Origin of the sequence: Bradyrhizobium sp. AZCC 2289, assembly GCF_036924615.1 — a bacterium.
Taxonomy (GTDB): domain Bacteria; phylum Pseudomonadota; class Alphaproteobacteria; order Rhizobiales; family Xanthobacteraceae; genus Bradyrhizobium.
The window spans coordinates 3,272,983-3,286,774 of sequence record NZ_JAZHRY010000001.1; the positions used below are offsets into that span (position 1 = coordinate 3,272,983).

General features: G+C 58.4%; 8 protein-coding genes and 3 pseudogenes. 3 read left to right on the forward strand and 8 right to left on the reverse strand.

The genetic code is table 11. From position 1 onward, the window contains the following. Nucleotides 1-289: 289 nt before the first annotated feature. The 5 genes and pseudogenes from V1289_RS15770 to V1289_RS15790 all read right to left on the reverse strand — a co-directional run bounded on the left by V1289_RS15770 (nucleotide 290) and on the right by V1289_RS15790 (nucleotide 8,272). Nucleotides 290-1,912, reverse strand: a complete 1,623-nt coding sequence (locus tag V1289_RS15770; RefSeq protein ID WP_334397768.1) for a class I adenylate-forming enzyme family protein — start codon at nucleotides 1,910-1,912, stop codon at nucleotides 290-292. Nucleotides 1,913-2,499: 587 nt separating this feature from the next. Beyond that, on the reverse strand, nucleotides 2,500-4,146 hold the full coding sequence (locus V1289_RS15775; RefSeq protein ID WP_334397769.1) for a sigma-54 interaction domain-containing protein: 1,647 nt from the start codon (nucleotides 4,144-4,146) through the stop codon (nucleotides 2,500-2,502). A 930-nt stretch (nucleotides 4,147-5,076) separates the two neighbouring features. Further along, nucleotides 5,077-5,877: a 2-keto-4-pentenoate hydratase gene (locus V1289_RS15780; protein ID WP_334407486.1), complete on the reverse strand. Its 801-nt coding sequence runs from the start codon at nucleotides 5,875-5,877 to the stop codon at nucleotides 5,077-5,079. Nucleotides 5,878-5,928: 51 nt separating this feature from the next. Then, nucleotides 5,929-7,172, reverse strand: a pseudogene (locus V1289_RS15785) (acyl-CoA dehydrogenase). 275 nt (nucleotides 7,173-7,447) lie between these two features. Further along, complete coding sequence (locus tag V1289_RS15790) at nucleotides 7,448-8,272, reverse strand: aldolase/citrate lyase family protein (RefSeq protein ID WP_334397770.1); 825 nt, start codon at nucleotides 8,270-8,272, stop codon at nucleotides 7,448-7,450. A gap of 285 nt (nucleotides 8,273-8,557) precedes the next feature. Here V1289_RS15790 and V1289_RS15795 point away from each other — a divergent pair, with 285 nt between their 5' ends. After that, the gene (locus V1289_RS15795) at nucleotides 8,558-10,222 is read left to right on the forward strand and encodes a thiamine pyrophosphate-binding protein (protein WP_334397771.1); all 1,665 of its coding nucleotides are present in this window, start codon (nucleotides 8,558-8,560) and stop codon (nucleotides 10,220-10,222) included. A gap of 123 nt (nucleotides 10,223-10,345) precedes the next feature. Next, nucleotides 10,346-10,983, forward strand: a pseudogene (locus V1289_RS15800) (LpxL/LpxP family acyltransferase); the annotation flags it as partial. Here V1289_RS15800 and V1289_RS49735 read toward each other — a convergent pair. After that, a complete protein-coding gene (locus V1289_RS49735) occupies nucleotides 10,959-11,153 on the reverse strand; it encodes a hypothetical protein (protein WP_442896239.1) in 195 nt (64 codons plus the stop codon). The pseudogene V1289_RS15800 and the gene V1289_RS49735 sit on opposite strands and share 25 nt — an antisense overlap. Continuing rightward, the gene (locus tag V1289_RS15805) at nucleotides 11,150-11,452 is read right to left on the reverse strand and encodes a hypothetical protein (protein ID WP_442896012.1); all 303 of its coding nucleotides are present in this window, start codon (nucleotides 11,450-11,452) and stop codon (nucleotides 11,150-11,152) included. The genes V1289_RS49735 and V1289_RS15805 overlap by 4 nt, the downstream gene beginning before the upstream one ends. A gap of 791 nt (nucleotides 11,453-12,243) precedes the next feature. On the opposite strand from V1289_RS15805, the pseudogene V1289_RS15810 reads away from it, so the two are divergent. Continuing rightward, nucleotides 12,244-12,344, forward strand: a pseudogene (locus V1289_RS15810) (integrase core domain-containing protein); the annotation flags it as partial. A 199-nt stretch (nucleotides 12,345-12,543) separates the two neighbouring features. Here the strand turns inward: V1289_RS15810 and V1289_RS15820 are convergent. Next, nucleotides 12,544-12,804 carry a hypothetical protein gene (locus V1289_RS15820; RefSeq protein WP_334397772.1) on the reverse strand — a complete coding sequence of 87 codons (261 nt, stop codon included), beginning with the start codon at nucleotides 12,802-12,804 and terminating at the stop codon, nucleotides 12,544-12,546. Nucleotides 12,805-13,792: the final 988 nt, after the last annotated feature.

A 13,792-nucleotide genomic window follows, 5' to 3' on the forward strand; every position in this document is an offset into this window, starting at 1 on the left:
TAGCGATTTGCTGGCTAATGTCACTTAACAAGCCAACGCCGGACGACTTTGATTATCATCTCGCGGATCTCGACGTAGAACCCTCGGTTTGTGTTGGCTCGCATGAGAGGGTCATCAGTCTCGAATTGGTCGAGACACGATCGACGCCTGTCATGAGCATCTTTCCCGGACACCATGATCGCCTCGCTCGTTCCGACGCTCGCGCTTGTTCAAACAGATTTTTGCCATCGGCTTTGGGATCTTTGCTGAGTCGAGTTGCAGATATGGAAAGAACTCTCGAAGGCACGCTCTAAGCCTTAGCTGTTGACTTAGCCAGAACGGGACTTGGCCGCAGTTCACCACGGCGCACCTGCAGCGCAAGCTCTCGCTTGAGGATCTTGCCGCTGGGGCTGAGGGGAAGCTCGTCTACGCGGACGAAAAATTCGGGCATGTCGTATTTGGAGATGCCGCTATTGCGAAGGTGCTGCACTAAGTCGTCCGGCTCCACAGACCCGGACACTGCGATACAAACCCGTTCGCCAAGTCGATCATCGGGCACCGGAAAGGCGACCACCTGACCGACGTTCTGGTGGCGGAGCGCTGCCGCTTCGATGTGCGAGGGATAGATGTTTCGGCCGCCACGTATAATCGTATCCTTCAGACGCCCTTCTATGCGGAGATTGCCCGCATTATCGACAACGCCCAAGTCACCGGACAGGAACCAGCCGTCCCTATTGAAACTCGTCTCGGTCGCATTCTGTTCGCCGAAGTAACCCAGCATGAGAGCCGCTCCGCGGCCACCGATCTGCCCCACATTACCCGGCGGGACCTCCTTGTCGGGATCGGATTGATCGAACAGTCGTATCTCGTAGGCCTTACCTCCCCGCCCGCACGTCGATACGATGATCTCGGCGGGATCGGCGGGATGCGTGTATTGATGCGAGGAGTTCTCGGTCATCCCGTATACGTTTTGTGGCGTTATGCCCTGTTTGAGGAAAGCCGCTGCCGTAGCTGACGGGATCGGCGCGCCTGCCATATAGAAGACCGACACATTCCCGAGCCCCTTTCGCCCGGTACGCTGCTGTTCGGCGAGAACGTCCATCGCATGGGTCGGGACACCGAGTAAGTAGGTGGCGCCCGTTGAGCTAATCCAATCGAGTCGGCTCATGCCGCATGGGGCATCATCTGTCACGAAGCGGCCACCGCTCAGCAGCCATTGCGCGACACCGACCCAGGCGATGTGGTGGGAAAGCGGCGAAAGCGATAACAGCACAGTCTCAGGTCCGTGCTGCCAGTCCGCAACCAGATCCCGCGCGTTAGCAAGCAGGGTGTTGTCGGAATGCATCACGCACTTGGGCGTATCGGTCGTTCCCGACGTAAACGCTAGATATGAGACCTTGTCGGGGTCCGTGCATGGCCGCGTGGCGTTTCGTGAGGGACCGGGGAAGGTATCCGGCGAGTAGACCATCTTTAGGCTGGGCAGTCTGACGAGCATCGAGTCGAGATCGACATTGGCTCTGTCTGCTCCCCACCCCGGCTCGGTCAGAAAGGCTCGCGTCGAGAGGGTCCTTAGCAACTCGACAATCTCGGCGCAGGTATAGGTCTTGTGCAGCGACGGATTGCAAGCCAACCCCTCGCGCGCGCATGCCAGAAACATGACGACAATCTCGACCCGATTGGACATCCAAATTGAAACCCGGTCGCCGCCGACCAAGCCGAATTCCCGGAGGCTGCTCGCGACCCCGTCCACCCATTGCCGCAACTCGCCCCACGAAACGGCACGGCGGCTGTCCTGCAACGCGATCGCATTCGGTCGGCTGTCCGCATGCTCGCTCAACAGACTATAGAAGGTGTCTCCGCGCCAGAGGCCGCGCTCGTAATATCTCGCCGCGTCCGCTGGGTGATGAAGTGTAAGAAATGGCCTTGTGCTCATCTGACAGCTTCTGCGCAGCCTTGTTGTTGCAGCTACCACTTGCAGAGCAAGGGACGTGCCAGCCATCCCGATCGTTTCGTAAATTCAAAAACATCCGGCGGAATCAGTGCGTTGACCAAATGCGCCTACTCAGGAGTCAACCAAGAGTGTCTTCCACGACAACAAATGTCCTTGCGCCGCCCAATCGTATTGATGACGCCCACCCTCCGACCCCCGAAAGCATGACACAGGCGCGTGATCGTCACCGCATCCGGAATATCACCGCGAGGGGCAGTCTATGGCGGCTATTTCGCCCTGTTCGACAACTAGTGGTTGTTGCGGATGATGACGCATAAGTTCGCTGATTCTCGCATCTTACGGTTCATCAGGCCGCTGGCGGAGCCGGAGGCAAGAGACGGACAGGGCACGTCGCAAGGGGCGGGCATCACCTCGCTCCTCACCAACAACTTTCTATATTCGTCCTCGATCTCCGCGCCATCGATGGCGTCGTCGCCACGCTCTCAGTCAACGCTGTAATCGCTGCAAACTCCACCTTTTTAAGAAACTAGCTGGCGTAGACGGAATGGACAGGATGAGCCTAACCCTGTTCAGGCTTTCTTTTCCTCGATTTCGGCCAAGCGCTTGTAGAGGAAAGAACGCGAAATGCCGAGGTTGGTAGCGGCCCTCTTTTTATTGCCGCCACATGCCGCGATCTCCTCCCTGATCTGTTCGTTCTGTATCTCGGAAATGACGTGCCTGAGTTTGCGTGGACTGTGGGACTCGTCGGCAGTCCGGGAAAGTTCCTGAAATCGAAATCGTCTCGGCACTTGCGAAAGATCCTCGATGCCGATCATGAGGCCATTCGAGAAGACGACGGCGCGCTCGATTTCGTGTTGTAACTGACGAATGTTCCCTGGCCACGAACGTTCGGATAACTCGGCTAATGCTTCGGCGCTGACGCTGGGCACTGGCCGTGCGTGCCGGTAGGCAAAATCCTGAAGAAACTTCGCAACCAGCAGCGGAATATCATCCACTCGTTCGCGAAGCGGGGGTACTTCGATCACGATGGGCGAGATACGGTAGAAGAGGTCGAGACGAAACTCTCCTTCCTCTACCATCGACTGAAGGTCCTTGTTCGTTGCGGAAACAAGACGGAAATCGACCGTCCGAGCACGATCGCCTCCTATGCGCTCAACGATCCTGTCCTGCAGGACGCGCAACAGCTTTGCCTGCACGTCCAAAGGCATATCTCCGATCTCATCGAGAAAGATTGTGCCTCCTTCGGCCTGTTCAAACTTGCCTTTGCGTCCCTTTTTGTCGGCCCCGGTAAAGGCGCCAGGCTCGTAGCCGAACAACTCGGACTCCACGAGATTGGGCGGCAGCGCCGCTGCGTTGACGTTGATCATCGATCGGTCGCGGCGCGGGCTCAGCTGATGCAGCGCATGCGCGACCAACTCCTTGCCCGTGCCGCTCTCACCACGGATCAAAACCGGAATCTCAACCGCTGCAACTTTTGCGATGTATGCCCGCAAACGCTGCACCGCTGGGCTTTCGCCGATGATGGTTTCCAGGCCATAGTCGCGTGCGCGCAGTGTTTCTGTCTCGCGCTTGTAAAACTCAAGTTCGCCTTCGAGTTTTTTGATACGCCGACTCAATGCTTCCAGTTGTTCCGGCCCCTTGAACATGACGCGTCCGATGGCACCCAATAAACGGCCGTCCCGCTTGATCGGTACCCGCGAGACGACTCGTTCGGCGCCGCGCATTCGCTGGATCGCGCCGACCTCGGCCCTACCGGTGGCTACAACTTCGTGCAGCCGCGTATTTTCGATGACCTGTTCGACGCGCCTGCCGTTTCCTTCGCCAAGCTTCAGGCCGAAGAATGCTTCGTGGATCGGCGAGATGTAGACGAGACGGGCTTCGCGATCGACGATCGTCACCGCGTCATGGGGATCGGTCAGCAAGTACTGGATGATATCCCACGCGAAATCCACGCTACCAATGAAATGCAGGAGCGGATCGCCGGGCGCGTGGCTGATGATGAGCAGCTCGCCTTCCGCCGCCGGCGCGAGCAGGACCGCGTAGGCCTTGCGGTCGAGATTGAGCGTCGTGAGACGGTGCTCGCGTAGTTCGTTTAGCCAAGCGCGGTCAGCGAGAAGCGCCCTGATACGAGCATCTGATCCGAGTCCGGTTGCGAGTGTGACCTGACCACCTTGGCCCAGGAGTGCTGCTCCAACAATTTGAGTGGTTGTAGGCATTTCTTGATGTCCATTTTGAGGACACATCGGCACAGAGCGGTGAGCGAGCTTCCTGTCCCACGAAGTCGACACTATTTCTTCGACTTAGCAGCCCTACTGAGAAGACGCGGTCCTATCGGATCCGGCGTCGGAAGCCATCGATCGAGCCGGCGAGCTGACGAATTTCTATTGCTGCTCGCCTTCGCGACATAGCGACAGTGGCCGCTCGCTCGGGCCGCAGCGCCGGCTGTTTGGGCTCGGTCCGCCGTTGTCGTTCGGCGCGGCCTCAGCCGCTTGAGATTCCCTTGTATCCCTAACAGTTGATCGGGCGAGAAACTTTTCTGGCTCATCGTCATGCTCTAGGCGCCGGCTCTGGCACCGTTTCCGCGTCTAGTGCAGAGCTTGGTGGCTTCCGCTGATATTCGACTTCGATCTCTTCGCCGCGCAGCCGAACTCGCTTACATCGGCGATAGACTAGCTTCACCGAGGACGTAAACGCCAGAAAGAATTCCGTAAGGTGACGGGACCACATGAGCTTAGCCCGCGCTCCACCGTCCCAAACGCTCACGACAAGACAGTTATTGGACCTGATTCCATCGATAGAAATGCATTTGGCGGCAAACTCAGGATCGAACTTGACGCATTTCCTCTCTGTTCGAAATGATGGAAAACCGATAGTCCGCGCTTGAGCCCATCCACGCTTTCGAACTTGAACGAAATGAGCGTCGCCGGTCTGTAGCTGAGCCGGAAGCTCCATCGCTCCACCGACTTCGTTGCGGTCGGTTAAATGGCACGAGTGTCCATCGAAATACCCATCGCGCGGCATCCGTTTGTTTTCCGCGTGGCGATCCAAGGCGGAACCTTTCGACAAAAACCGCGAATCCGACCGGGATGGATGTGCAGGACCTCGGCTGCGTTGACGCCGGGCTTGTGACCGGCTCGATATGAGGTTCATGTGAGCAGCAGCTTTATTGGCTCGAGTGAAGGACCGGCGTTTACCTGCGCTGTCCAGCAGCGACCGGAAGCCGACGCGTACGCCCCCCTAGACAACGCACCGGTGGAAATCACGTCCCCGGCACGCACCGACGCCGCCTCGGGACAAGCTAGCATAGCGTGCACAGAGTGCACGGGACCACCCAAGACGTTCCAACCATCACCTTTGGCGACCTCCTCACCGTCACACCGCAGCGTCACCGTCAAATCCGATAGCGCGAAAACTTGCTCAGCCGTCACGTGACGACGCCTACCGATGAAAAGACCAGCGTGACAACCAAAATCGGCCACCATGTCCGGTGGGGTCAACTTCCAACCAGGATAGTGACAATCCACAATCTCGTACCCCAACGCAGCCCAGCCAACCGCTGCAGCGATCTCCTCCCGCCCGGCTTCAAGTGGAACCGGGCGTTCGAACCCGAGAACTACCTCAATCTCGACCTTCGGAGCCGTCATAGCTGCGAGCGAGAACTCACCAACTTCCTCGCGAAGCCCTTGGTCATACACCGGCGCCCACACAGGCCGGTCAATACCGATCCGCTCCCAAGTCTCCCGAAACGTTAGCCCAATCTTCTGGCCCACAACGTGCCGGCGGCCACTCTCGACCCATTGCGCCGTGATCGCCGCACCAACCGCATACGCATCAGCCAACCCGAACCCACTGAACCTCGACGACGGCGGCGTAACCAAAGACCGCGCCTCCCGCGCGTCCACCAGCTCCTTCGCTAGAGTATCGATCGCTTCCGCCGACATCACCATCACGCAATCATCCTTTCTTCTCTATCCGGCATCCTACCAAGCCCGACACCATCATTTTCGCCCGCTCTTTGGCACCTGGTTGAACGGTAGATCCTTGTCGACCCTGATGTCGTCGGGCAAACCAAGCACGCGCTCAGCGATGATGTTGCGCATGATCTCGTCCGTGCCGCCTTCAACACGCATGCCGGGTGCGCGCAACAGCATATCCTGGAATTTCCCCGCGAGTTCGGCTTCTGGCCCGCTCAGGATGCCGGCCGCGCCCTGCAAATCCAGCGCATAGGCGGCGATGTCTTGCATCATCGAGCCCGCAACCAACTTGCCGATCGAGTTTTCCGGGCCCGGACGCTCGCCGCGCGACAAGGCAGAGATGGCGCGGAAGCTGTTGTACCTTAAACCGCTCGCCTTGACGGCCCAATCAGCAAGCTTCGAGCGCACTGCGCGATCTTCGATTGCCTGGCGATCGTCAATCGTCAAATTGGAGCAGAACTCGAAGATTTCAGGGACTCCGGTCGCCACTGTCGCGCCAATCGACATCCGTTCGTTCATCAGCGTGGTCAGCGCCACATTCCATCCATCATCGATATTGCCCAAACGCTGGTCGTCGGGGATTTGGACGTCGGTGAAATAAACCTCGTTGAATTCCGAATCCCCGTTTGCCTGCTTGATCGGCCGTACCTCCACGCCCGGGCTCTTGATGTCCAAGAAGAACATGGTGAGACCTTTGTGCTTCGGCACATTTGGATCGGTACGCGTGAGCAAAATACCGTAGTCAGAATAATGTGCGCCTGAAGTCCAAATCTTCTGGCCGTTGATGACCCAGTCACCGCCTTTCTTTTCGGCGCGAGTGCGAAGACCAGCGACATCGGAGCCGCCGCTCGGCTCGGAAAAGAGCTGACACCAGACTTCTTCACCCGAGGCTAGGGGCGACAGATATCTGCGCTTCTGCTCTTCGGCCGCAAACGCCATCATAGTCGGTCCGCGTCGCCTATGGCGAACACCGCGCTGAGCTTGCCGAAAGGACCCTCTTCCTGCTGCCAGATGATCCGCTCGATCGGCGACGCGCCGCGCCCGCCATATTCCTTGGGCCAGTCAAGGCAGGCCCAACCAGCATCCGCTTTTTTCTTCTGCCAAGATTTGGCGACCTCTAACACATCGGCGTCTTCCAATTGCAAGAGCCCATATGGAACCGAGGATGCGAGCAGTTCCTTTTCATGTTCCTTCGGCGCGTTCGCGGCGATCCATGCTTTCGCTGCAGCGCGGAAAGCGGCTTCCTGCGGGGTGTCATCAAAATTCACGTTTCGCCTTTCCTTCATTGCCCGGGCGTGGCGCAACTTCGAAGCAGCGCTTACGCGCTACTTCACATGCGCGACTTTCGTGCCGCGTTTTCGTCCGCATCGGGCCGGCAAGGTGATCGGTATGAGTGAAATCCGCGGCACTGCCGAGACAATGCTATTCCAGGCATCACACGATGCACGAATGATCTCTATCGAACCATCGAAGCCGGAACGACTGCAGACAAGGACCCGCTACCACGCCCAGAAATGGCAAGTCCGACGCTCATGGATACCTTTCACTTTGAAAGCCCCAGCTCGGCGATTCGAGCCCGAACAGCCTTCACCCGGGTGTAGAAGGCGTCGCTAATGCAAGTAGCCTCAACACCGCCCGTAAAAAAGCACCCAGGATAATACTCCTGATCATCCGCCGGCACGGCGTTTAAGGCGATACCCACGCTATTTGAGCGGCAAATCTCATACATACGCCGCTTCGCGGCAGCCATCTTCGCCTGATTAAAGTCAACCGAAACCAGATAATCTCCATAACCGAACATGACTCCGTCCGGCCGGCCGATCTCCAACACCTTCTCCAGGTTCTCAAGGCCCTCGTCATTCTCGATACAGTAGATCGTCGCTATACTCTCGTTCGCGGCCTTGATGTAGGCACTACTGAGCAGCTTGTGATCAGGATCCTCATTCGCCGCCAAATTGCTGGTCCAGCGCGCATAACGACCATGGGGGCCGGCAAACCCCCTCACGCCCCGCGGGGGGTAATAGACAGCTCGATTCGCCGCCTCAGCATCGGCGGCATTCGAGATCATCGAATACACGACACCCTGTGCACCAATCGTCAGCAATCGACCCGTTTCCGCAACATCAACATGCGACGGCCGCACAAACGCCGTCATCCCGGCACGCTCCGCCGCGATGACCTTACTCTGGGCCTCATCAAGACCAGTCGTCGTATGCTCACAATCAATTATGACAGCATCGACACCATAAGCACCAAGCATCTCGACCAGGTTCACGGAATCAAGCGATATCCACATAATCATTGGCGGAGGGCCCTCACGCAGCATCGTGCGGAATCGGTTCTCCTTGGGCCAGTATGCCGGCAGCATTGTTGCTCTCCCTCGTGCGACGTGTCCCGCTGGCCGCACAGGCAAAGTCGCCTATCGCCCAAGACTTGCTCAAGAAGTACAATCGATGACGCCTTGGGACTACTGCAAAGTTTGCAGCGAGTTGCTGAACAGAATTCATCGCACACGCCTCTTGCTTGAGGCTATGAACGAATGAGTGCTGTCATGAATGTGAGCGCCGATGAGCTCAACGTCGCTGACACCCGCCTGCCTTCTAGGAACGAAGGTGAACAAGGAAGATCAGATAATTAATTAGGGGCGGGAAAAATGAAGAATCGCATCACCGGGCGCTCGGCTTTCCTGGCACTACTGAAGGATGAGGGCGTCACGCATCTCTTTGGCAATCCGGGCACTACCGAATTGCCAATCATGCACGCGCTTAAGGACCATCCAGATCTCACCTATGTGATGGCAATGCAGGAAAGCCTGGTCGTCGCCATGGCCGATGGCTTCAGCCGCGCCTCAGGAAAACTGGCTGCCTGCAATGTTCATGTCGCGCCCGGTCTCGGGAACGCAATGGGCTCGCTCTACAATGCAAGCTTTACAGGGACGCCGCTGATTTTGACTGCGGGCCAGCAGGAGCAAGGCCACGGCCTTACGGAGCCGATACTCTATGGCCCGCTGGTGCGGATGGCGGAGCCACTGGTGAAGTGGGCTGTCGAGGTAACGCGTCTGGTAGACCTGCCGCGCATCGTGCACCGCGCCGCCAAGATCGCGACCACGCCACCGACCGGGCCCGTGTTCATCTCGTTGCCCGGCGATATCCTCAACTCCGAAGCGGACATCGAACTTGGCTGCTCCACCCGCGTCGACACGCGCGTCAAACCCTCAGAGGAATCGTTACTGGCACTGGTGACGCGCATCTTGAAAAGCGAGCGCCCTGTCGTCATCACCGGCGATGAGATCGTTAAGAGCGATGCGCTGAACGAGGCGGCCGCCCTTGCGGAAACGCTGGGCTGCCCGGCCTATCAGTCCTCAACGCCATACGGGGCTAGTTTCCTCTCAGAGAGCCCCTGTTTCATGGGGGCTCTAGCGCGCTTGCAGAAGCCGGCGCGGGAAACGCTGTCGCCTTACGATCTCATGATAGTGCTCGGCGCCGATCCCTTGCGGATGTCGATTAACAGCGAAATTGATCCTCTGCCGGATGGACTGCCGATCGTACAAATCGGCTTGGTCGATTGGGACCTCGCCAAGAACTATGGCGTCGATATCGCGTTGAAAGCTGACGTCAGGGAGACGCTGCGCGAACTAGTGCCGGCGCTGATGGTAGCCGGCGGCGACGCACTCCAGACCCGCGCGAAGCAGGGGATAACTGAGCTGAGATCGAAGAATTGGATGGCGCGTCGATCCGTGCTGGTTGAGCAGATAACGAAGGCGAGCGATCGTTCGCCAATTGACCCGGACTGGCTCTCGTTGCAGCTGGTCGAGGCAATGCCCGAAAATGCCATTCTGGTTGACGAGGGTCTTACGTCGGCCCGGCACATACTTGCACTACGGCCACATCGCGATCGCTACGGTTTTCACGGGCTCGCCTCCGGAGGCATAGGCTGGGGATTGCCGGCCGCCGTCGGCGTTAGCCTGGCGAACCCGCATCGTCCCGTGGTGTGTTATTCCGGCGATGGTAGCGCGATGTTTTCTGTCCAGTCGCTGTGGACCGCGGCCAACCACAAATTGCCGCTGACGTTCGTCATTGTAAACAACGGCGGCTACTTGATCATTAAGCAGCGTTTGCTCGCCTTCCATGGCGATGATCATTACGTCGGGATGGATTTCGCCGATCCGCCGGTGGATTTCGCAGGTATCGCCAAATCGCTTGGGTTGGAAGCAATCAAGGTAACCGATCCGAAGGAGTTAAAGAGCGCGATGAAATCGGCGTTCAGCCGCACCGGGCCAAAGCTGATCGAGGTGGTCGTGAGCGGATCAGTGATTTGAGCGGCTCGACTCCGCGCGGCTCGTTTGGCGTCTTCGAGCGTATCGCATAGGTCGTGCAACGAGGCGCGACAGAAGCACGTTGAAGACCAACAGGTGTTAGGCAAGATTGCCGTTAGCTTTCCGATGCAACGTCTGCCCCTTCGGGCCACGGCCCGACTCCAGGATGTGACCAAGCCCCTACGACAAGCCGCGGTTGGGGGCGTTGACAATCCGGTATCCTGCGTACTGCCCGCTATTTCGATCCGATCATAACCGCCGACCTCTTCGGCCGGATCGCTCGGTCGATCAGGCCTATGATGCGGGAGCATGTCGCGCAAATTTGAAGGCCCTGTTTCCGAAGAAGTCGCCCGCGGGAATCGAGGCCGTTCTCGCAGGTGTCTGGGACAATCTCGGTCGCGTCGGCGCGGAATTCGCGCATCTCGATCACATCTGGGACTACGATCCCGCGCGGCCCGAGGACAGCCGGATCGAAATCGACAAGCCCTCATACGAATTGTTCACGCAGCTGCGGCTCGACGGCAAGCCGGCGCTGATCTTTCCAAGCCATCTCGCCAACTGGGAGCTTCCCCGCGCTGGCTGCCGTCGCGCACGGGCTCGACGCGGCGATCCTGTATCGCCGGCCCAAACTCGCGTCGGCCGACCGCATCATCCAGGATATGCGCGCCGTAAAAATGGGCACGCTGATTCCGGCTGGTCGTGACGCCCCGCTAAGACTCGCGGAGGCCCTGAAAAATGGTCAGCATGTCGGGATGCTGGTCGATGTCGCGAAAGCGGTCGCATCGACCAGCCCGCTCAGCGTCGTGAACGGCAAGTTGAGGCGATTGACGGGATGCGTGAAGAACAGCGCGTAGCCTTCCGGCGCTTCGATGCTCAACAGATTGTGAAACTTGATCACGAACCGGTCGGGCTCGAACAGCGGCGAGCCCATCACCTGGCTTTCGTCAGGGAAGCCGAAGGCGACCGCGGCAGCACGCCGCCGGGCGGAATGTCGTTGTCCCAGGTGATCGCGCCGTTCTCGACCCTGAGATCGCAAATCAGCGGCAGCAGGAGGCCGCAGGTCATGGCGTCGACGAACGGCGGGGAGCGCTTGACCGTATCCTCCTCGCGCATGTTGATCGCATTGAAGGTCCGCGTCGGCATCGCCTTGAGCCAGCCCGGAAGGCCGAGCGTCGCCGGCACCGGTGGAATCTTGCCTTCGAGCTCCGCCGGGCAGCGGAATTTGATCGTCATCTGTTCGTTGCCGTTGCGCTTGGCTTCTCGCGAAAAGGGAAAAAAGCTCCTGATAGGCGATCAGCAGAGGCGATCGTCAAAGCCGCAGTTAAGACAGGCAGCCACATACGCGTGAAATACACAACGGCATGAACACAGACACGGATCGCATACGGCGCTTAACGAGGAGGCGACGCAATCCATCTCGTACTGAAGCCACAAACGAAGCCAAGAGCCGCATGAAATAAGAATATCGCGGCTACAACCACGATCATGCATTGCTGGCCCTCAAACTCTCAAGTGTTCGACTAGAAATTGAGCGCCCCGCCCCCAATGGAGATAAGAACGGGGCCGCGCCTCTGCCGCCCCGAAAGCGGGGAGCCACGCTGCCGAGAAACAGCGCGCTACTATGCGTGGCTTTCCGCCAGCCTGTAATTTGGCGTGTCGCTCAGAGACTCACGGCCGTTCTTATTCTTGGCCGTCAACTTCCGAGAGCTGCGTAACTAGCTGGTTGAGGGGGCAATTGGACGCCCTCCTCGGCGCAGACACGATGGCAAATTATGGCGCTCTTTGCTCCGACAGACACAGTACGCAACTAACAAACATTCCGTTTCCTATCTAAGTGTGCCATCTCGGGTTCAGATTTGGAGCGTTTCGTACAAAAGATCCTGCTGCCAGCTCGCATCGAACTTGCGCTCAGCGCAAATTGCTGGAACGGCCCCTCAACGAGAATCCTTTTGAGAGAAATGCTGGTCAACGGGGAGCCTTTGCTCGAACCCAAATGTTCGAGGACCTGGGCCGATCAGAGCCATGTTGCATGGCGCTACACCGCGCCCGGCAAGCCATGCAGAACGCCTTCATCGAGAGTTTCAACGGTCGGCTGCACGATGAATTGTTGAACGAGACGCTGTTCTACGGTGCTTCACCGCCCATCTATTACGGACATCCGCGGGTGCATCAGCCGCACATGACGGGATCGCCGAGATGAATGCGCAGCAGTTTGTTGGCCTCGAAATAGCCTTCGACGTGCAGCGTATCCGAATTGAGCAGCGCCGTCACATTCGGGCGAAAGCGACCTCACTTCGCTCGCCGCAGAGCTATCAGCTCAAGGATCAGGGGCTCCATCCACCGTCGGCACCGTTCTCTATGAGCGCTCGAACTCGAACGATGACTTCGCCTGCTCGCTTACCGTCGTCAGCGATGCTATTGAGCGATCGCCGGATTTCTTCCATATCTGGCGGTTGAGCGCTCAGCCGGTCCAACCCGGCCTGTGCATTAAGGACCGTCGCCGTGATCGCGTCGGCAATCGCACTGTAGGTATGCACCAGCTCCGCCGAGGTCTGCAACCGCAGCCCCCCGTCCACTTCGGTCATAGTTCCCTCCGTTCGCTGAAGCGGGTGTCACGCACGCCGCTGCTTACATTTTCGTTGACCCATCTGCCACGCACCTCATAAAGCCGTCAAACACCACATAAGTGCGTCACGCCAGATTGAGTTTACCTTCGTCGCTTGAGAACCTTCTACCTGCCACGCACCGACCTACTCATCCGCCCTCCCACCGAGCTACCCGTCCACTTTCCTAAGCGCAGCGACCCCTGAATTGGGAATGCCGCACCCTCACGCTTGACCCGAATGGCTGCGGTCCTTAAATTGGTCATACGCGCGGACGCCTTCGTTTCGAGAGCGATCGGGCGGCCGAGGACGCCTCCCTTGCTGTTGAGCGCCTCGATGCCCGCGCTGCCCTTCGGCTCGTCAACCGCCCTCTCTGCGCGACGAAGGCCGTCAGCTGGTGGACTATCGTAGGAGACATTCTTCGCCCTCGGTTCGGCCTGCAGCTAGAGCGGCCGAGCGCAAGCTTGTCGCGAACGTCGCGAAACTGCACTGACGAACCGTCCTTGGTCTGCCTCTTCCATGATCGGCCGTTCTTTAGGTCATACACCGCAAGACGTCGCCATATCCGCAGTGACCAACTATGAGTTCAACTTCAAATGCCCACTGGGTCAATTATAAACGATCGAACTGCGCCCCCATCAAGGTTAAGCCTATGACGATCAAAGGCGGAGCCAAGATGCGGCTGTCACAGCCGTTGGAGCAAGGTCCCTGCGGGCGTCACGGCGCAACTGTCCTTGCCTGAAAAACCGTCACGATCTTCTTATAATCGACTCGACATCCTGCGTTCGAATTTTCTCGGACTGCGGCCACGATGTTCGCGGAATTTTCGTAGACTTCGGACAGCCGGCTGTCATGGCCGTACGCTGAGCGGTCCAAAATCTTGGACGAGCTAAACTTGCCCATCAACAATAACGAACACGCCAGCCGTCTCGTTCGGGGGCGGGTGCGCTTGTCGGCCGAAATGCTTTTT

What these genes read in the sequence shown, in the direction of transcription:
- V1289_RS15770 (WP_334397768.1), bottom strand. Translation starts at nt 1,912, where the DNA reads ATGAGCACAAGGCCATTTCTTACACTTCATCACCCAGCGGACGCGGCG.
- V1289_RS15775 (WP_334397769.1), bottom strand. Translation starts at nt 4,146, where the DNA reads ATGCCTACAACCACTCAAATTGTTGGAGCAGCACTCCTGGGCCAAGGT.
- V1289_RS15780 (WP_334407486.1), bottom strand. Translation starts at nt 5,877, where the DNA reads ATGGTGATGTCGGCGGAAGCGATCGATACTCTAGCGAAGGAGCTGGTG.
- V1289_RS15790 (WP_334397770.1), bottom strand. Translation starts at nt 8,272, where the DNA reads ATGCTGCCGGCATACTGGCCCAAGGAGAACCGATTCCGCACGATGCTG.
- V1289_RS15795 (WP_334397771.1), top strand. Translation starts at nt 8,558, where the DNA reads ATGAAGAATCGCATCACCGGGCGCTCGGCTTTCCTGGCACTACTGAAG.
- V1289_RS15805 (WP_442896012.1), bottom strand. Translation starts at nt 11,452, where the DNA reads ATGACGATCAAATTCCGCTGCCCGGCGGAGCTCGAAGGCAAGATTCCA.
- V1289_RS15820 (WP_334397772.1), bottom strand. Translation starts at nt 12,804, where the DNA reads ATGACCGAAGTGGACGGGGGGCTGCGGTTGCAGACCTCGGCGGAGCTG.